At 71.6% G+C, this 16562-nt stretch carries 18 protein-coding genes; 8 read left to right on the forward strand and 10 right to left on the reverse strand.

Annotated features, from left to right (window positions below; genetic code table 11):
• Positions 1–250: 250 nt before the first annotated feature.
• From AB0J36_RS24105 to AB0J36_RS24115, 3 genes are all read right to left on the reverse strand, one after another.
• The gene (locus tag AB0J36_RS24105) at positions 251–616 is read right to left on the reverse strand and encodes a WhiB family transcriptional regulator (protein WP_355050569.1); all 366 of its coding nucleotides are present in this window, start codon (positions 614–616) and stop codon (positions 251–253) included.
• 131 nt (positions 617–747) lie between these two features.
• Positions 748–999, reverse strand: a complete 252-nt coding sequence (locus AB0J36_RS24110) for a hypothetical protein (RefSeq protein WP_357125966.1) — start codon at positions 997–999, stop codon at positions 748–750.
• A 122-nt stretch (positions 1000–1121) separates the two neighbouring features.
• Positions 1122–3287 carry an ATP-dependent DNA helicase UvrD2 gene (locus AB0J36_RS24115; RefSeq protein ID WP_357125969.1) on the reverse strand — a complete coding sequence of 722 codons (2166 nt, stop codon included), beginning with the start codon at positions 3285–3287 and terminating at the stop codon, positions 1122–1124.
• A gap of 93 nt (positions 3288–3380) precedes the next feature.
• Here AB0J36_RS24115 and AB0J36_RS24120 point away from each other — a divergent pair, with 93 nt between their 5' ends.
• On the forward strand, positions 3381–3623 hold the full coding sequence (locus tag AB0J36_RS24120) for a mycoredoxin (protein WP_357125972.1): 243 nt from the start codon (positions 3381–3383) through the stop codon (positions 3621–3623).
• 68 nt (positions 3624–3691) lie between these two features.
• On the opposite strand, the gene AB0J36_RS24125 is transcribed toward AB0J36_RS24120, so the two are convergent.
• Positions 3692–5050, reverse strand: coding sequence for an MFS transporter (locus AB0J36_RS24125; protein ID WP_357125975.1), 1359 nt, complete (start codon positions 5048–5050; stop codon positions 3692–3694).
• A gap of 146 nt (positions 5051–5196) precedes the next feature.
• On the opposite strand from AB0J36_RS24125, the gene AB0J36_RS24130 reads away from it, so the two are divergent.
• The 3 genes from AB0J36_RS24130 to AB0J36_RS24140 all read left to right on the forward strand — a co-directional run bounded on the left by AB0J36_RS24130 (position 5197) and on the right by AB0J36_RS24140 (position 6984).
• Positions 5197–6177: a helix-turn-helix transcriptional regulator gene (locus tag AB0J36_RS24130; RefSeq protein ID WP_357125978.1), complete on the forward strand. Its 981-nt coding sequence runs from the start codon at positions 5197–5199 to the stop codon at positions 6175–6177.
• Between the two features lie 74 nt (positions 6178–6251).
• Positions 6252–6491, forward strand: coding sequence for a DUF397 domain-containing protein (locus AB0J36_RS24135; RefSeq protein ID WP_357125981.1), 240 nt, complete (start codon positions 6252–6254; stop codon positions 6489–6491).
• A 217-nt stretch (positions 6492–6708) separates the two neighbouring features.
• Positions 6709–6984 (forward strand): hypothetical protein, encoded by a 276-nt coding sequence (locus AB0J36_RS24140; protein WP_355050778.1) that lies wholly within the window; start codon positions 6709–6711, stop codon positions 6982–6984.
• 127 nt (positions 6985–7111) lie between these two features.
• On the opposite strand, the gene nudC is transcribed toward AB0J36_RS24140, so the two are convergent.
• The 3 genes from nudC to AB0J36_RS24155 are packed head-to-tail and all read right to left on the reverse strand — an operon-like array spanning position 7112 to position 10724.
• Positions 7112–8071 carry an NAD(+) diphosphatase gene (gene nudC / locus AB0J36_RS24145; protein ID WP_357397491.1) on the reverse strand — a complete coding sequence of 320 codons (960 nt, stop codon included), beginning with the start codon at positions 8069–8071 and terminating at the stop codon, positions 7112–7114.
• Positions 8068–9417, reverse strand: a complete 1350-nt coding sequence (locus AB0J36_RS24150; RefSeq protein ID WP_357125989.1) for a pitrilysin family protein — start codon at positions 9415–9417, stop codon at positions 8068–8070. Before AB0J36_RS24150 ends, nudC begins: the two co-directional genes overlap by 4 nt.
• Positions 9414–10724 (reverse strand): pitrilysin family protein, encoded by a 1311-nt coding sequence (locus AB0J36_RS24155; protein WP_357397495.1) that lies wholly within the window; start codon positions 10722–10724, stop codon positions 9414–9416. Before AB0J36_RS24155 ends, AB0J36_RS24150 begins: the two co-directional genes overlap by 4 nt.
• Positions 10725–10942: 218 nt before the next feature.
• Between AB0J36_RS24155 and AB0J36_RS24160 the strand changes: the two genes are divergently transcribed.
• From AB0J36_RS24160 to AB0J36_RS24175, 4 genes are read left to right on the forward strand one after another with little or no spacing between them, the layout of a single operon-like run.
• Positions 10943–12007 carry an ABC transporter substrate-binding protein gene (locus AB0J36_RS24160; protein WP_357125994.1) on the forward strand — a complete coding sequence of 355 codons (1065 nt, stop codon included), beginning with the start codon at positions 10943–10945 and terminating at the stop codon, positions 12005–12007.
• Positions 12004–12783 carry an ABC transporter ATP-binding protein gene (locus tag AB0J36_RS24165; RefSeq protein ID WP_357125997.1) on the forward strand — a complete coding sequence of 260 codons (780 nt, stop codon included), beginning with the start codon at positions 12004–12006 and terminating at the stop codon, positions 12781–12783. Before AB0J36_RS24160 ends, AB0J36_RS24165 begins: the two co-directional genes overlap by 4 nt.
• A complete protein-coding gene (locus tag AB0J36_RS24170; RefSeq protein ID WP_357126000.1) occupies positions 12773–13657 on the forward strand; it encodes an ABC transporter permease in 885 nt (294 codons plus the stop codon). The genes AB0J36_RS24165 and AB0J36_RS24170 overlap by 11 nt, the downstream gene beginning before the upstream one ends.
• Positions 13658–13660: 3 nt before the next feature.
• The gene (locus tag AB0J36_RS24175; protein WP_357397499.1) at positions 13661–14101 is read left to right on the forward strand and encodes an Rrf2 family transcriptional regulator; all 441 of its coding nucleotides are present in this window, start codon (positions 13661–13663) and stop codon (positions 14099–14101) included.
• Positions 14102–14334: 233 nt separating this feature from the next.
• Here AB0J36_RS24175 and AB0J36_RS24180 read toward each other — a convergent pair whose 3' ends face one another.
• The 3 genes from AB0J36_RS24180 to AB0J36_RS24190 all read right to left on the reverse strand — a co-directional run bounded on the left by AB0J36_RS24180 (position 14335) and on the right by AB0J36_RS24190 (position 16481).
• Positions 14335–14535: a hypothetical protein gene (locus tag AB0J36_RS24180; RefSeq protein WP_357175365.1), complete on the reverse strand. Its 201-nt coding sequence runs from the start codon at positions 14533–14535 to the stop codon at positions 14335–14337.
• A 201-nt stretch (positions 14536–14736) separates the two neighbouring features.
• Positions 14737–16053 carry a DEAD/DEAH box helicase gene (locus tag AB0J36_RS24185; protein ID WP_355050584.1) on the reverse strand — a complete coding sequence of 439 codons (1317 nt, stop codon included), beginning with the start codon at positions 16051–16053 and terminating at the stop codon, positions 14737–14739.
• A 224-nt stretch (positions 16054–16277) separates the two neighbouring features.
• Positions 16278–16481 carry a cold-shock protein gene (locus AB0J36_RS24190; RefSeq protein WP_007464836.1) on the reverse strand — a complete coding sequence of 68 codons (204 nt, stop codon included), beginning with the start codon at positions 16479–16481 and terminating at the stop codon, positions 16278–16280.
• Positions 16482–16562: the final 81 nt, after the last annotated feature.

Raw genomic sequence — 16562 nt, forward strand, 5'->3', positions numbered from 1 at the left:
CGTGGGGTGGTACTAGAGAACGCCCAGGTCGCGCGCCGACTGGCGACGGCTGTTCATGGCGACGGTACGGGCGGATCGGGTTGCCTCAGTGCTCGTGGTGGTACGACCGGCCTGAGGCCGGCGCATTCGAGCCCTGGTCAGCGCTTCGTGGAGTAGTTGCATCTCGTAGGCGCCACTCGGAACGTTCAACATCGTCTTCTCACTCACTGCCGGTGTGACACCGGCGTCGTTGGAACGGGTCGGGAACATGTCAGGCTGCCAGCCGGACCGCGCCTCGCACCTCGGACAGCCCACTGGCCGCCAGGCGAGCCTCGGCCTCGACCCGGAGCGCGGCGTCACGAGCGACGTCCTCCTTGCGCGGACGGCCACGGGGCCGCTTGCGCGGGACGACCGCGCCACGCTCGAAGATCTCGCCGCCCCACACGCCCCACGGCTCCGCTCGCTCCACCGCCCCGGCCAGGCACTCGACGCGCAGCGGGCAGTCCCCGCAGAGCGACTTGGCCAGCTCGAGCTCGGCAGGCGAGTCGGAGAACCACAGGTCGGGGTCGAACTTCCGGCAGGGCAGGTTCGCCTCCAACTCGACGCTCACGTCGATGGGGGCCAACGCCAGACTCATCTCCCGGTCACCTCTCTCTCACTTCGATCTCGTGGATCGCATTCCGACGTACTTACGGCGGGGCAAAAAACTGAGGCCGCGGATCCCGGTAATCGGGTTCCGCGGCCTCGAGGTGAGCCGGTGTCTGAGATTCAGACCGGTCTACCTCGAGGTGGAACGCCGCGGACATCCGTACGCTTCTTGGCGCCATCGATGCCCATGCCCGTGAAGCCACTGGTCCCCTGGACTCCGGCATTCGGCGCAACGGTCAGATTCAGCTCGGTCTGAACCTGGTGCACCTGCGAAGCCCACGGTCGGGTAGCCACAAGAGCCACCCGGACAGTCGACAGCGGAGCGCAGACAGACGGCATCGCCGTCAGACGCTCATAGGTGAAGATCTTCACGGGTGCCACCTCCCTCACGTTCCTCGGATCGACTGGACCAACCCCCGTGAGCAGCCGGAATGGCGCCGCTCGCGTGGTGTGTCCTGAGGTTATTCCTCGCCTGGGCGCGAGGGCAAACGAATTTACGACGAGATTTCGAAAGTTTTCTCCGGGCAGACGTCGTCCACCCCCGCGCCCCCCACGAGCGCCAGCACCGACTCACCGTAGAGGCCGAGTTTGCGGGGGCCGATGCCGGCGATCGCGATCAACTCCTCCGGCCGGCCGGGTCGCCGCTCCGCCAACGCGGTCAACGTGGCGTCGGTGAACACCACGTACGCCGGGACCTTCTGCGCGCCGGCCACCCGCTGCCGCCACTCGCGCAGGCGTTCGTGCAGCTCGTCGTCGATGTCGGACGGGCAGGTGGGGCAGCGGCCGAGTTTGCGGTCCGGGCCGGCGAGCAGGGTGGCGCCGCAGATCCGGCAGGAGACGATCTGCGTCCGACGCCGCTCGGGTCGCCGGGCCCCGCCCGTCGAGGCGCCGGCCCGCTCGGTGCCGCCGGAGCGGTCCAACTGGGGCAGGAACCGCGAGGGCCGCCGGGCCCGTCCGCCCGGCGACCGAGCGGCGGCGTACGACAGCCAGAGCCACTGCCGGGCCCGGGTGATCCCGACGTACAGCAGCCGGCGTTCCTCCTCCACCTGCTCGACGGTCTTGGCGTACGTGGTGGGCAGCGTGCCCTCGGCGAGGCCGACCAGGAACACCGCGTCCCACTCCAGCCCCTTGGCCGAGTGCAGGGACGCCAGCGTGACCCCGTCCACCGTCGGCACGTGCTGCTGGGCGGCCCGACGGGCCAACTCCTCGGTGAAGTCGGTGAGGGTGACCGGACGCTCCACCGACGCGGCCTCGCCGATCGGCACCAGCTCGGGCGTGGCCGCGTACTCCTCGGCGAGCTGGACCAGCGCGGCCAGCGCCTCCCAACGTTCTCGTGCCGCGCCGCCGGCCGGGGGCGCGTCCGGCGCCCAGCCCACGGCGGTGAGCGCCTCGACGACGGCGGTCGGCAGCGGGGTCTCCCCCGGGATGGACCGGGTGGCCGAGCGCAGGGCGACCATCGCCTGACGGACCTCGACGCGCTCGAAGAAGCGCTCGGCACCCTGCACCACGTACGGCACGGCGGCCTCGGTCAGCGCCTTCTCGTACGCCTCGGACTGCGCGTTGGTCCGGAACAGGATGGCGATCTCCTTCGCCGGGGTGCCGGCGTCGATCAGCGCCCGACAGCGCGCGGCCACCGCGTTCGCCTCGGCCGGCTCGTCGGTGAAGATCCGCAGGTCGGGTTCCGGGCCCGGAGGGCGCTGTCCGCTCAACTCCAGTCGCAGCCGCGCCTCGGTCCCGCGAGCCTGGGAGATCACGGCGTTGGCGAGCCCGACGACCTGCGGGGTGGAGCGGTAGTCCCGGACCAGCCGGACCACCGTGGCGTTGCGGTGCCGGCGGGGAAAATCGACCAGGTACGCCGAGGTCGCCCCGGTGAACGAGTAGATCGTCTGGCTGGCGTCGCCGACCACGGTCAGGTCGTTGCGGCCGGCCAACCAGGCGTCCAACAACCGCTGCTGGAGTGGGTTGACGTCCTGGTACTCGTCGACCACGAAGTGCCGGTACTGGCTGCGGATCTGCTCGCCGACGTCCGGATGCTCCTCGATGCCCCACACCGCAGCCCGCAGCATGTCCTCGAAGTCGATCACGCCGTTGGAGCGCTTGAGCTGCTCGTACGCGGTGAACACATCGGCGACCTTCGCCGGCTCGTGCGGCGTGTCCCGCAGCGCGCGGGCCGCCGCGACGACGTACTCCCCCGGCTCGACCAGCGACGTCTTGGCCCACTCGATCTCGCCGGCCAGGTCCCGCGCAGCGGCTCGGTCGGCACGCAGACCGACCCGCGCGGCGGCGAGGGTGACCAGCCGCACCTTGCTGTCCAGCAGCTCGGGCATGGCGCGGCCGGCCAGCAGGCGGGGCGCGAAATAGCGCACCTGACGCAGCGCGGCCGCGTGGAATGTCCGTGCCTGGACGCCCTGGGCCCCGAGCAGCGTGAGACGGTGACGCATCTCGGCGGCCGCACGGGCGGTGAACGTGACGGCGAGCACGTGCCGGGGGGAGATCTCGCCGGAGAGCGCCCGGTGGGCGATCCGGGAGGTGATCGCACGGGTCTTGCCGGTGCCGGCTCCGGCCAGGATGCACACCGGGCCCGCCGGCGCGGTCACCGCGGAGCGCTGCTCCGGGTCCAGCCCGGCGAGTACGCCTTCCGACGCTGAGTGAACCCCCACAACCAGGAATCATCTCAGCTCCCCCGGGTGTTGTAGCGGACAGCCTCGGCTTGATCGGCAAGCCGGCGGCCAGAGCGGTTGGAGGATCCGATCATGCTGACGATGTATTCCACTCCCTGGTGCGGCTACTGCCACCGGCTGAAGTCGCAGCTCGACCGGGAAGGCATCGGGTATGAGGTGGTCGACATCGAGCAGGACCCGAAGGCCGCGGACTTCGTGATGAGCGTCAACGGCGGCAACCAGACGGTGCCGACGCTGCGTTTCGATGACGGCAGCGCCCTGACCAACCCGTCGATCGCGCAGGTCAAGCAGCACCTGGCGACGTTGGGCGCCTGACTGCAGGCGTAACGACCTCGACGAACGGCCACCCCCGCGGGTGGCCGTTCGTCGTGTCCGGCCTCCCGTCAACGCCGGAACGGCCGCCGGGTGGACACGGTCACCGAGCTGTCGATGCCGGCGTCGAGTGGGCGGCGTGGCCCCGGAAGGGTCGGCGGCGTGGTCTTCGCGCCGCCGGACGGCGCGCTGAGGTGTCGGCCCCGCCACAGGTAGCCGCCGGCAGCCAGCGTCGCCACCCCGACCAGCACGAACAGGGCACGGTAGTCCAGGACGCCGACCAGCAGGGCGCCCGCGCCGATGGAGAGCGCCTGCGGCCCGCTGACCAGCGCCTGGGTGGCCGCTGCCACCCGTCCGACCAGGGCGGGCGGCGTGCGCCGCTGGATCAGCGTTTGCAGACCCACCATCGTCAGCGGCAGCGAGACGCCGGCCAGCAGCACCGCCCCGAACCCGAGCGGCAGGTCGGGGTACGCGAGCGCGAGCGCCGCCGGAGCGAAGAACGCCACCCCGGCGGCCAGGGTGGCGACCTCGCCGAGTCGCCGGACCAGGACCGGTGAGCAGATCCCGCCGCACAGTCCGCCGACGCCCTGCACCATCACCAGCACGCCCACGAACGCGGCGTCCCGGCCCAACCCCTGGTCGACGTACGCGAAGATCAGCGACTCGCTGAAGCCCATCACCAGCGACCCGAGCCCGTAGCCGACGAGGGCCCGGCGCAGCGCCGGCTCACCGGTCAGGTGTCGCAGGCCGGCGCCCAGCTCGGCGGGCCACCGCAGCCGTACGGTGGGCGGCGGCTGTGCCGGGCTCGGCACCGCGGTCACCACCACGGCGGCGGTCATGAAGCCGACCATCCCGATGCCGGCCAGCGCCCACCCGCCGAGCGCCGCGTAGAGCGCCGCGCCGGCCAGGGGGCCGACCAACCGCAACCCCTGGCGTACGGTCTGCAGCACGCCGTTCGCCTCGGCCAGCAGTTCCACGGGCACCAGTTGCCGGATCAGCCCGCTGAGCGCCGCGCCGAGCGTGATGGAGGACAGGCCGTACAGGGCGGCGACCAGGTAGACGCGCCACACGTCGCCCGCGTCGCGGACGGTGAACAGCGGTACGAGCAGCACCGCGGTGACCGCGTTCGCGGCCACGAAGAAGGGTCGGCGTGGGTACCTGTCGACGAACCACCCGACCAGCGGTGCCATCGTCATCGGGGCGACAACGGCGAAGATGATGCCGCCGGCCAGCCCGTCGGAGCCCGTCAGGTCCTTGACCCAGATGGCGAGCGCGAGTAGCAGGATCGACTCGGCGGTCATGCTGGCCAGTAGGCCGCCGAACAGGAGGCGGAAGTCGGGTCGGCGCAGGACGGTGCGCATGGGTCCCTCCGGCAAGGTGGCGTGCCCGGCTGGGCGCGGTCGACGAGGCTGGGACCGCGGGTCCGTCATCGTCCGGCGTACCCGTGGTCCATTTTTGGCAAGACACGCCCCCGCCGGAACCTCCGACACCGGTCGCGCCGTCCATACTGACCGTGGGGGGCGAATTTCATACAGTTACCGTCGCGTCTGCGGCGGACGACGGGAAAGAGGACACTGTGCCTCCTGCCGCACCCAGCCCAATCATGCGCCGCCGGCGGTTGGGCATCGAACTGCGCAGTCTGCGTGAGATCGCAGGCCTCACCGGCGACCAGGTCATCGAGCGGATCGGCTGGGCGTCCGCGTCCAAACTGTCCCGCCTGGAGAACGGCCGCAGTAGACCGGACCCGCAGGACGTCAGCGTCCTGCTGGACCTGTACGGCGCCGACGCCGCCGCGCGCGAGGAGTTGCTCGGGATCGCCGGCGAGGCCGGCGACATGCGCGGCTGGTTGAAGAACTTCCCGGTGATGACGCAGCAACAGCGGAGCTGGGCCGAGTTGGAGGCCGGCTGCGCGGAGATCTCCGAGTACAACCCGGTGCTGGTGCCGGGCCTGCTGCAGACCGCCGGATACGCGCGGGTCCGACTCCAGTCGGCCCGTCGGGTGAGCGAGCGGGCCGGCGAGCCGGAGCCGGCCGACGAGTTGGAGACCGAGGTCAAGGCGCGGCTGGCCCGTCAGACGCTGCTGACGCGCGAGCCGCACGCGCCGACCTACACGGCCGTGCTGGAGGAGGCCGCCCTCGGCCGTCGGTCCGGGCCGCCCGAGGTGCTGCAGGAGCAGTTGCACCAACTCTGCGAACTTGCTCTGCTACCGAACGTGACGCTGCACGTGCTTCCGCGGGACACTCAGGTGGGCGATTGGTACCTTCCGCCGACCGCCTTCTCCCTCTATCGGTTCGCCGATCCGCTCGATCCGGAGACATTGGCCATCGAAGGGGGGTTCGTCGACGTCATGTCGACCGAGTCAATCACGCTAAATCGCTATAAAGTAGTGTTCGAGTGGCTATGCACGGCGGCACTAGACGCTTCGGACACCCTCTCCTGGCTGATCGAGGCGACGGGACGGCCGACCGGGGCGGCACCCGTATCCACAGTGGCGTTCGGGCCGGCAACGGCGCCGACCCAACGTCGCCGTGATTCGGGACGACTGACGGACCGGTGATCCACGGGGGACCCTCCGTCGGGGCGTGCGGCACCACTCGTCCCATCGGAGCGGTTCACATCAGGAGCAGAACCATGAACGACATCCACCACACGCCGTCCGTCTCCGCCAGCTCCCTGGCGGACGCCCCGTGGCGTACCAGCACACGTAGCCAGACCTCCAACTGCGTGGAGGTCGCGCCGCTGGGCACCGGCCCGTCGGCGGTCGCGCTGCGCGACAGCAAGGACCGGGGCGGCCCGGTGCTGCTGTTCAACCGGGCCGGTTGGCTCGGCTTCATCGCTGGAGCGAAGACGGGCCAGTTCGATCTGAACTGATCCTCCAATGTGGGGCGGGGCCGTCGGCACAGTGCCGGCGGCCCCGTCGTCGTATCCGCCGACGCCCCCGCTGACCAGGCATCCGCCGATCGGACGAGGCTCAAAACCAATAGGCGCGTTTCACTTGCTGGGATGAACACGGGGCGTAACATGACCCACGAGAAACGTGGAACTTCCACACACCGGCTCATCCGTCGCGGTTCATCCGGAGACCCACATGCGGTTCCTGATCGTTCGCACCGACATCCGCACCGTCGCCGACGGTGACATCGCCGCCGCCTGGGCGGACGGCCACCGCCTCCGTGACGAGACCACCACGCCCGAGCCGCGCCGGCAGACCGTGCACGCCGAGGACCGGGACGCCGCGCTGGTGCTGGCCCGGGCCCTGTCCACCGTCGGCGCGGTACGGGCCGGCAAGCAACGGGTCAAGGTCCTGCCGCTCAACGAGCCGCAGCCCGCCTTCCGGCGCAGACCCGGCCGCACCGGCACCTGACCCACCAGACGTCCGCCGTGGTCGGCTCGGCTCCCCCGCCGCGTCATACCGCTCCCACCGACCACGGCGGCCCGTGTTCCCGGCCCGTGACCGTCGCGGCAACGGCGGCCACGGGCCGGGACCGTGCTCACCGGACGGCGTCCACCCACCCGTCCAACCAGCGGTGAATCAGGAACAACGCGATCGACGACGGCGGCGGCAGGATCAGCTGGGCCCCGTCCCCCACGTCCACGGCCCGCCCCGCGCACGCCGCCCCGATCTCCTCCCGGGAGAACCACCGGGCGTACGCGATCTCGGACGGGTCGACCCGCACCGGGTCGGACGGGTCGGCGGTGGCCAGGAAGCCCAACATCAGCGAGCCCGGGAACGGCCAGGCCTGGCTGCCGACGTACCCGATCCGCTCGACCGCGACGCCCACCTCCTCGCGGACCTCGCGCAGTACCGCGGCCTCCGCCGACTCCCCCGGCTCGACGTAACCGGCCAGGCAGGAGTAGCGCCGCCCGCCCGGGGTGCCCGGCCAGCCGGCGTTGTTGCCGAGCAGGCAGCGGCCTTCGGGGCCGTCGACGCCGTCGTGCACCAGCACGATCATCGCCGGATCGGTACGCGGCCAGATCCGCCCGCCGTTGCGATCCACCCGCGACCAACCGGCCTCGTCCATGACGGTGGGCGCGCCGGTCGCCGACGAGTAGCCGTGCCGGGTGTGCCAGTTCAGCAGCGCGAGCGCGGTCGTGAAGAGGCCGGCCTCCCGGTCACCCAGCAGGTGGCCCACCTCGCGCAGATTGACCGCGCGGGTGCCCGGCAGCGCCGGCAACGGGGCGTCGACCGCGAACACCGGTACCCCGTCCGGTTCGACACCGAGGAACATCGCCGTCGACTCCGCGCCGGCCGGCGCGTCGGCCGCGCCGAACAGCACCAGCGTCGGAGGCGACACGTCGGTACGCGCGAGCGTCCGCCCGTCGTTGGTCGAATCGAGCAGCAGCACCCTGCCGCGCAGCCACGCCTCGGTCAACCACTGCGCGTCACCCCGGCGGTGCGCGGCCCGATCCAGCGTCGAGCGCGCCAGCGGTGGCGCGCCCTCGCCGCTCACGGCTGCACCGGCTCGGTGTGCACGGGCGTCAGCGCGGTCAGCCCCGGGGTGATCCGCTCGGCGTCGCCGAGCACGACGACCACCGCCCGGGCGGGCGCGAGGTAGTGGGCGGCGACCCGGGCGACGTCGTCGACGGTCGCCTTCGCGAGGCGGGACGCGTACTCGGCCAGGAAGTCCAGGCGCAGGCCATTGCCGGCGTACGCGCTGGTCAGCGCCGCCAGACCGGCCTGGGTGGACATTCCGAGCTGGAGCGTGCCCAGGGCGTACTGGCGGGCCTGCTCCAATTCCTCGGGCTTCGGCGGCAGCGAGGCCAGCCGACCCAGCTCGTACGTGGTCTCCAGCAGCGCCGGGCCGGTGACCTCGGTGGCCACCTCAGCGCCCGCGACCAGCACCGATCCGGCCACCGAGTGCTCGATCACCGAGTGCGGGCCGTACGTGTAGCCCTTGTCCTCGCGGATGTTCTCCACCCAGCGGGACGAGAAGTAGCCACCGAAGATCAGGTTGGCCAGTTGCAGCGGGGCGTGGTCAGGGTCGGTACGCGGCACGGCCGGCAGCGCGACACGCAGCGAGGACTGCACCGAGCCGGGCCGGTCGACCAGCAGCAGCGGCCCCGGCGTCAGCGGCGGGGTGGCCGGCAGGGTGGCCGTACGCCCGGCCCCGGCCCAACTGGACAGCGCCCGCTCGGCCGCGTCCAGGGCCTTCTCCGGCTGCACGTCGCCGACCACCACCAGCTGCGCCCCGGCGGGGTGCACCCGCTCGGTGTGCAGGCTGCGCAGCGCCGCCGGTCGTACGGCACGGAGCTGGCCCGGCTCCGGGGTCTGCGTGGCGTACGGATGCCGCCCGTAGATCCGCTTCAGGAGCGCCTCGCGGGCCAGGTGCGACGGCTGGCTCTGCGCGACCTGGATCCGGTCGATGAGCCGGTCCCGCTCGGCGGCCACCTCGTCGTTCGGGTAGCTGGCGCCGGTCAGCACCTCGGCCAGCAACTCCAGCATCCGGTCCAGGCCGGTGACCAGCCCCGCGCCGGAGATCATCAGCCGGTCGGGGTCGACTCCCGCGGATAGGCCGCCGCCCACCTTCTGCAGCTCGGCGGCGAGCTGCACGCTGGTCATCGACTCGGTGCCGGAGAGCATGGTCTGGGAGAGCATCGCCCCGCGCGCGAGGTGGGCGCGGCCGAACGGCACCCAGAGCCGGAGTTCGACCAGGGGCACGGCGGGCCGGCGTACCGCGATGACGGTGAGCCCGTTGCCCAGCGTCCGCTCGGCCGCCTTGGGCACCTTCAGCTTGCGGGTGGGCCCGAGCGGGGGGAGCGTACGCGGCCCGACGGTGGCGGTGGTCGTGGTCGTCATCGGGTGCCTCCGGGGATGACCTCGACCGTCGCGCGGCGTTCCGGGCGCAGGGTGGCCGCGGCGGCCCGGACCTGTTCCTCGGTGACGTCGCCGACCAGTCGGGGCAGGTCGTTGAGCAGGCCCGGCTCGCCGCGTTGCTGCTCCAGGACGGCCATCCGCAGCGCCCGGCCGAGCACCGCGTCGGTGTCGCGCAGCAGGTGGGTGGCCATCCGCGCCTGGGTGCGGGCCAGCTCGCCGTCGGTCAGCCCGTCGGTGGCCAGCCGGTCCAGCTCCTCGTCGATGGTGCGCAGCACCTTGTCCACGTCGCCGCCGGGCGGCAGGTGCGCCTGCAACAGCAGCGCCGTCGGGTCGCGCACGTCGAACGGGTCGCCCATGAAGCCGAGGTAGCCACCCAGGCTGGTCACCGTGCGGTCGCGCTGCACCAGGCGTTCGACCAGGCGGGACGCTTCGCCGTCGGTGAGCACCTCGGCCAGCACCACGTACGGCAGGTAGGCGGCGAAGTCGCCGACCGGGTCGGGCACCCGCCACGCGCCGGCCACCGCCGGCAACGGCGCCAAAGCGTCGGTGTACGAGCTGCGCCGCTCGGCGGTCAGGTCGGGCTCGGTGAAGTCGGGTCGTCGTGGCGCGGGACGGGCCGGCACGTCCCCGAAGTGCCGGGTCACCAGCTCGGTCGCCTCGGCCACGTCGATGTCACCGCTGACGGCCAGGACCGCGTTGCCGCTGGCGTAGTAGCGACGGAAGAAGTCGGCGGCGTCGGCGACGGTGGCCGACTCCAGGTCGTCGAAGGAGCCGTAGCCGTCGTGCGCGTTCGCAAAGGTGTCGAACATGACCGGCGGCAGGGTCAGCCAGGGAAAACCACCGTACGGCCGGCTGAGCACGTTGACCCGGATCTCCTCCTTTACGACGTCGACCTGGTTGCGCAGGTTCTCCTCGGTCAGTCGGGGCGCCCGCATCCGGTCCGCTTCGAGGAACAGGGCGCGTTCCAGGGCGTTGCTGGGCAGCGTCTCGAAGTAGTCGGTGTAGTCCAGGTGGGTGGAGCCGTTGAACGTGCCGCCGGCGCCCTGCACGTGCCGGAAGTGAGCCAGCTTCTCCAGGTTCTCCGAGCCCTGGAACATCAGATGCTCGAAGAGGTGGGCGAAGCCGGTACGCCCCTGGGGCTCGGAGCGGATGCCGACGTCGTAGACCACCGCCACCCCGGTCACCGGGGCGCTGCGATCGGGGGTCAGGACCACCCGCAGGCCGTTGTCGAGGGTGAACCGCTCGACCGGATACTTCGTCGCTGGAATTCTGGATCTCCGCGCCGCCACGGGATCGACCCTAGCGCGTCGGCACCCCCGCCACCGGCGACCTTCGCGCAGCCGCTGCCACCGGCTTGAGAGGTCGACCACCTACCACAGCAAGACAGTAGGAAATGCCGACATAACTGAGACGCCCCTTCCCGGCATGTGGATGCCTCTTGACGCTGCTCGCAGCCTGACCCAGTCTTCCTACCAACTAAGTAGGAATACTGCGGATTGGATGGACGATGAGACGCCTCCCCCTGCGCCGGTTGGTCACCCTGGCCACCCTCACCGCTCTCGGCGCGGCGACCCTGGGCAGCACCGCCGCGTGCGGCGACGACAGCGAGGGCGCGGGGGGCGGCTCCGGCCCGGTGACCCTGCGGCTCGGCTACTTCCCCAACATCACCCACGCGCCGGCCGTCGTCGGCGTGGAGAAGGGCATCTTCGCCGAGAAGCTCGGCGCCGACGTCAAGCTGGAGCCGAAGACCTTCAACGCCGGCCCGGCCGCCATCGAGGCCGTCTTCTCCGGTGCGCTGGACGCGACCTACATCGGCCCGAACCCCACCGTCAACGCGTTCTCCAAGTCCAAGGGTGAGGCGGTTCGGGTCGTCTCGGGCGCGGCCTCCGGAGGCGTGGCGCTGGTGGTCAAGCCCGGCATCAACGGCCCGCAGGACCTCAAGGGCAAGAAGGTCGCCACCCCGCAGCTCGGCAACACCCAGGACGTGGCCGTCCGCTACTGGCTCAAGCAGCAGGGGCTGACCACCACCAAGGAGGGCGGCGGCGACGTGAAGATCGTGCCGCAGGAGAACGCCCAGACGGTGGAGACGTTCACCAGCGGCGCGATCGACGCCGCCTGGGTGCCCGAGCCGTTCGTGTCCCGGCTGGTCAACGCCGGCGGCAAGGTGCTCGTCGACGAGCGGGACCTGTGGCCGGACAAGAAGTTCGTCATCACCAACCTGCTGGTCAGCACGAAGTTCCTCAAGGCGCACCCGGACGTCGTGCAGAAGCTGGTCGACGGCCAGGTCGCCGCTAACGAGTTCGTCAACAGCAAGCCGGACGAGGCCCAGCAGGCCATCTCCGACGCGATCGGCAAGATCACCGGCAAGCCGCTGGACCTCAAGCTGATCAAGCAGGCATGGCCGACGTTGGAGTTCACCAACGACCCGATCGCCACCTCGCTCAAGGCCGGGCTCGACCACGCCGTCGAGGTCAAGCTCACCGAGCCGGTCGACCTCAAGGGCCTGTACGACCTGACGTACCTCAACAAGTCGCTCAAGGCCGCCGGCAAGCCCGAGGTCACCCAGCCATGACGTCGACCACGACGACGCCGCAGAGCGCGACCACCGCGGTCGCGCTCTCCGGGGTAACCAAGGTGTACGGGCGCGGGGCGAACGCCGTACTGGCCCTGGACGGGGTCTCCCTCGACGTCGCGCCGGGCGAGTTCGTCTGCCTGGTCGGCGCGTCCGGCTGCGGCAAGAGCACCCTGCTCAACCTGGTCGCCGGCCTGGACCGGCCGAGCGGCGGCACGATCGGCATCGCCGGAGACGCCAGCCCGGGGCTGATGTTCCAGGAGCCGGCGCTGTTCCCGTGGCTGACCGTCGAGGCCAACGTGGAGGTGCCGCTGAAGCTGCGGGGCCTCTCCCGTGCCGAACGCCGCGACCGGGTCGCCGAGCTGCTGCGCACGGTGCACCTGGCCGAGTTCGGCCGCAAACGCCCGCACGAACTGTCCGGCGGGATGCGCCAGCGGGTCGCGCTGGCCCGCACCCTGGCCCTGGACACGCCGGTGCTGCTGATGGACGAGCCGTTCGGCGCGCTGGACGCCATGACCCGCGACATCCTGCACGACGAGTTGGAACGCATCTGGTCCGAGCGCCGACTCTCGGTCCTGTTCGTCACGCACAACGTGCGCGAGGCCGCCCGGCTGGCCGACCGCATCATCCTGCTCTCCAGCCGCCCCGGCCGGATCATCTACTCCACCGAGGTGGACATCCCACGGCCACGACGGATCGACTCCCCCGAGGTCGCCGCCATCGCCGCCGAGGTCACCGAACGACTCCGTACGGAGGTGGGCCGCCATGGCCAGTGACACCCTCACCAGCTCGGCGCGTAGCGACGCGGAGATCACCGGACTGGACGCGCTGGAGATCGCCGGCCGGGAGAAGGAGGTCTCCCGGGGCACCCGGCTCTGGGCGGCCACCTGGCCCAAGCTCGCCGCGCTGGCGATCGCCATCCTGGCCTGGCAGGTGGTGGTCTGGTCGGGCTGGAAGCCGCCGTACTCCCTGCCCGGCCCGTTGGTCGTGGGCCGTGAGCTGATCACCCAGGCCCAGGGCCCGCAGCTCTGGGAGGGCCTGCTCACGACGCTGCGCCGAGCGGCCGTCGGGTACGTCTTCTCGGTCGCGGTCGGCCTGCTCCTGGGCCTCGCGGTGGCCCGGTCCACGGTGCTGCGCGCCGCCATCGGCTCGATGATCACCGCGTTGCAGACCATGCCGTCGATCGCCTGGTTCCCGCTGGCCATCCTGCTGTTCGAGCTGAGCGAGAAGGCCATCTTCTTCGTGGTGGTACTCGGCGCGGCGCCGTCCATCGCCAACGGCGTGATCTCCGGAGTGGACTACGTCCCACCGCTGCTCCTGCGCGCCGGACGCAACCTGGGGGCCCGTGGGCTCAACCTCTACCGGTACGTGATCGCGCCGGCCGCGCTGCCGGCGATCGTCGCGGGCCTCAAGCAGGGCTGGGCGTTCTCCTGGCGGAGTCTGATGGCCGGTGAGCTGATCGTGGTCGGCATCTCGCAGACTTCGCTCGGCGCGCAGCTCACCTACTCCCGGGAGCTGTCCGACGCGCCGTGGCTGCTCTCCACGATGATCGTCATTCTGGTGCTCGGCCTGGTCGTGGACGCCGCGTTCGGCGCGGCGGACAAGGCGATCCGACGTCGCTGGGGCGTGCTCGACCAGGCGGGCAACTGAGCGGTGTACGTCTCCGCGCGCAGCGACTACGCGCTCCGGGCGATGCTCGCCGTCGCCGCCGCCGCACCGGGCGGCGACGGTGTCGGCGAGCTGGTGAAGGCGGGCAGCCTGGCCGAGGTGCAGGAGATCCCGCTCAGCTTCCTCCAGGGCATCCTGCTCGACCTGCGCCGCGCCGGCCTGCTGCACAGCCATCGCGGCGCCGATGGTGGGTACGCGCTGACCAGGTCGGCCACCGCGATCACGGTCGGGGACGTGCTGCGCGCGGTGGGTGGGTCGCTGACCACAGTGCGCGGCCTACCGGCCGATCGGGCCGGCTACCACGGGGTGGCCGCCGGGCTCACCGACGTCTGGCTGGCGGTGCACGGGGCGATCGCCACCGTCGTCGACAGCACCACCCTGGCCGACCTGCTGCTGGCCCACAACCAAACCCCAACCGCCCCCTGACCCCTGCCCCGCCCGCCCTGCCCCGCCCGCCCTGCCCCGCGATCTTGCACTTTCTGCGGCAACAAAGGGGGCGTATCACGGCAGATCGACGACCGAAACTGCAAGATCGACGCGCTGGCGGACCCGTGCACGTAGGCGGTGTGGTCGGGCCGGTGCCCCGCCGGCCCGACCACACCTCGTACCGATCCTGACCGGGCCTGCCCCTCCGCCGGCGCCGGTCGGCCGGTCGCTGCTCAGCCCCGGTGCTCGACCGTCGGGCCGGGGCCCGGGTCGCCGGGACTGCGCAGCTCCACCAGACCGGCGGGAGCGTTGCCCGCCGTGGTGGCATGCCAGGGGCCGAAGGCCGCGACCATGGCGAGGAGCAACCCGGCGAGCCCGACCGCGACCACCAGGATCAGTTCACGCAGCGCTCCCGAGCCGGCTGCACCCACCATTGCCGCTCCTCCCCCGTGCCGGGCCCCCGCCCAGTTCCCCCGCTGGTCAGCTTCGACCACCCGGGAGCAGGGCACAGTCGGCCAGCCGACCCAACGGAGGCTGATTACCGATTCAACCGAACGGTCAGATGGCGGGCAGCGGCACGGAACGAACCGACCCGCCCAGCCGAAGCGGGACGGGTCGGTGTCGTGCGGAAAGGATCAGACCGTACGCGGGCGGCGCGGGCGGCGGGACCGGCCCGACGCGCGGTGCGCGGAGCGGGGCGCGCCGTCCGTGGCTGCCGAGCCACCTGCGGCCCGTCCGCGGTTGGCCGCCACCGGCGGCGCGGCGATGGTGACCGGCACACCGGAGGGCTCACGCGCCCCGGTGACCCGGGCCAGCGCCTCGTCACCCGAGCGCACCTGGACCGACTGCGGCCGGATGCCGGCAGTGGCCATCAGCCGGGACACGTCGCGGCGCTGCTCCGGCAGGACCAGCGTCACCACCGAGCCGGACTCGCCGGCGCGCGCCGTCCGCCCGCCCCGGTGCAGGTAGTCCTTCGCCTCGGTCGGCGGGTCCACGTTGACGACCATGTCGAGGCCGTCCACGTGGATGCCGCGCGCCGCCACATCCGTGGCGACCAGGGCGGTCACCTGGCCGTTGCGGAACTGCTCCAGGATGCGGGTGCGCTGCGGCTGGGACTTGCCGCCGTGCAGCGCGGCGGCGCGTACACCCTTGGAGAGCAACTGGCGCGCGAGCCGGTCGGCGCGGTGCTTGGTGCCCATGAACAGGATGGTGCGGCCCTCGCGAGCGGCGATCCGGGTCAACGCGTCGGGCTTGTCGAGCGCGTCGACGTGCAGCACGTGGTGGGTCATCGCGGTGACCGTGGCGGTACCCGGGTCGACCGAGTGGGTGACCGGACTGCTGAGGAAGCGGCGGACCAGCCGGTCCACGCCGCCGTCCAGGGTGGCGGAGAAGAGCATCCGCTGACCCTGCGGGGCGACCTGCTCCAGGAGCTTGGTCACCTGCGGCAGGAAGCCCATGTCGGCCATCTGGTCGGCCTCGTCCAGCACGGTGATCTCGACCTGGTCGAGCCGGGCGTCGCCGCGGTTGATCAGGTCGTGCAGCCGACCGGGGGTCGCCACGACCACCTCGGCGCCGGCGCGCAGCGCGTCGGCCTGGCGCTGCAACGACAGTCCGCCGACGACGGTGGCGCAGCGCAGACCGACGGCGCGGGCGTACGGGGCCAGCGCGGTGGTCACCTGCTGGGCCAGCTCACGGGTCGGCACCAGCACCAGGGCCAGCGGGCGACCCGGCCGGGCCTTACGGCCGGCGGTACGCGAGAGCAGGGGAAGCCCGAAGGCGAGCGTCTTACCGGAGCCGGTACGACCCCGGCCGAGCACGTCCCGACCGGCGAGCGAGTCGGGCAGCGTTGCCGACTGGATCGGGAACGGCTCGGTGATGCCCTGCGCGGTCAGGGCGCTCAACAGCGCCGGCGCCAGACCGGTATGGGCAAAAGACGGAATAACTGTGGTCACGCAGAAGCCTTCCTCGACGCGGCACGTGTCGAGGGAGGGCGCCGAACTCGGCGCTGTCACCGGCGTAACAAGGCCGCCAGGACTCACAAGCACGAACCGATTAGGGTACGGGCCGGCCCGCCGCCGAGCCGCCGCCCGCGTTACGCGGGTCGACGGCGGGGCGGGCCGGTCCCGTCACCGTCACACCCGGAGGGCGCGACGGGTACTACGAACCGATCCGAAGATCAGAGCGGACGGATGTTCTCCGCCTGCGGGCCCTTCTGGCCCTGGGTCACCTCGAACTCGACCCGCTGGTTCTCGTCCAGGCTCCGGTAGCCGGAGGACTGGATCGCCGAGAAGTGGGCGAAGACGTCAGCGCCGCCGCCGTCCGGGGTGATGAAGCCGAAGCCCTTGTCAGCGTTGAACCACTTCACGGTGCCAATAGCCATGTGTTTCGTCTCCTTGACGGAACGTCGGACGCGCACTTGTTGCGCGCCCGAAGAGGAGCGCTCCGCGCGGGGATGCGCGAA

Source organism: Micromonospora sp. NPDC049662 (assembly GCF_040675055.1).
Classification (GTDB): Bacteria; Actinomycetota; Actinomycetes; order Mycobacteriales; family Micromonosporaceae; genus Micromonospora.

Bases quoted from the DNA above. Each gene is read 5' to 3' on its own strand.
- AB0J36_RS24120 (WP_357125972.1), top strand. From the start codon at position 3,381: ATGCTGACGATGTATTCCACTCCCTGGTGCGGCTACTGCCACCGGCTG.
- AB0J36_RS24190 (WP_007464836.1), bottom strand. From the start codon at position 16,481: ATGGCTATTGGCACCGTGAAGTGGTTCAACGCTGACAAGGGCTTCGGC.
- AB0J36_RS24170 (WP_357126000.1), top strand. From the start codon at position 12,773: ATGGCCAGTGACACCCTCACCAGCTCGGCGCGTAGCGACGCGGAGATC.
- AB0J36_RS24160 (WP_357125994.1), top strand. From the start codon at position 10,943: ATGAGACGCCTCCCCCTGCGCCGGTTGGTCACCCTGGCCACCCTCACC.
- AB0J36_RS24165 (WP_357125997.1), top strand. From the start codon at position 12,004: ATGACGTCGACCACGACGACGCCGCAGAGCGCGACCACCGCGGTCGCG.
- AB0J36_RS24180 (WP_357175365.1), bottom strand. From the start codon at position 14,535: ATGGTGGGTGCAGCCGGCTCGGGAGCGCTGCGTGAACTGATCCTGGTG.
- AB0J36_RS24140 (WP_355050778.1), top strand. From the start codon at position 6,709: ATGCGGTTCCTGATCGTTCGCACCGACATCCGCACCGTCGCCGACGGT.
- AB0J36_RS24125 (WP_357125975.1), bottom strand. From the start codon at position 5,050: ATGACGGACCCGCGGTCCCAGCCTCGTCGACCGCGCCCAGCCGGGCAC.
- AB0J36_RS24150 (WP_357125989.1), bottom strand. From the start codon at position 9,417: ATGACGACCACGACCACCGCCACCGTCGGGCCGCGTACGCTCCCCCCG.
- AB0J36_RS24135 (WP_357125981.1), top strand. From the start codon at position 6,252: ATGAACGACATCCACCACACGCCGTCCGTCTCCGCCAGCTCCCTGGCG.
- AB0J36_RS24105 (WP_355050569.1), bottom strand. From the start codon at position 616: ATGAGTCTGGCGTTGGCCCCCATCGACGTGAGCGTCGAGTTGGAGGCG.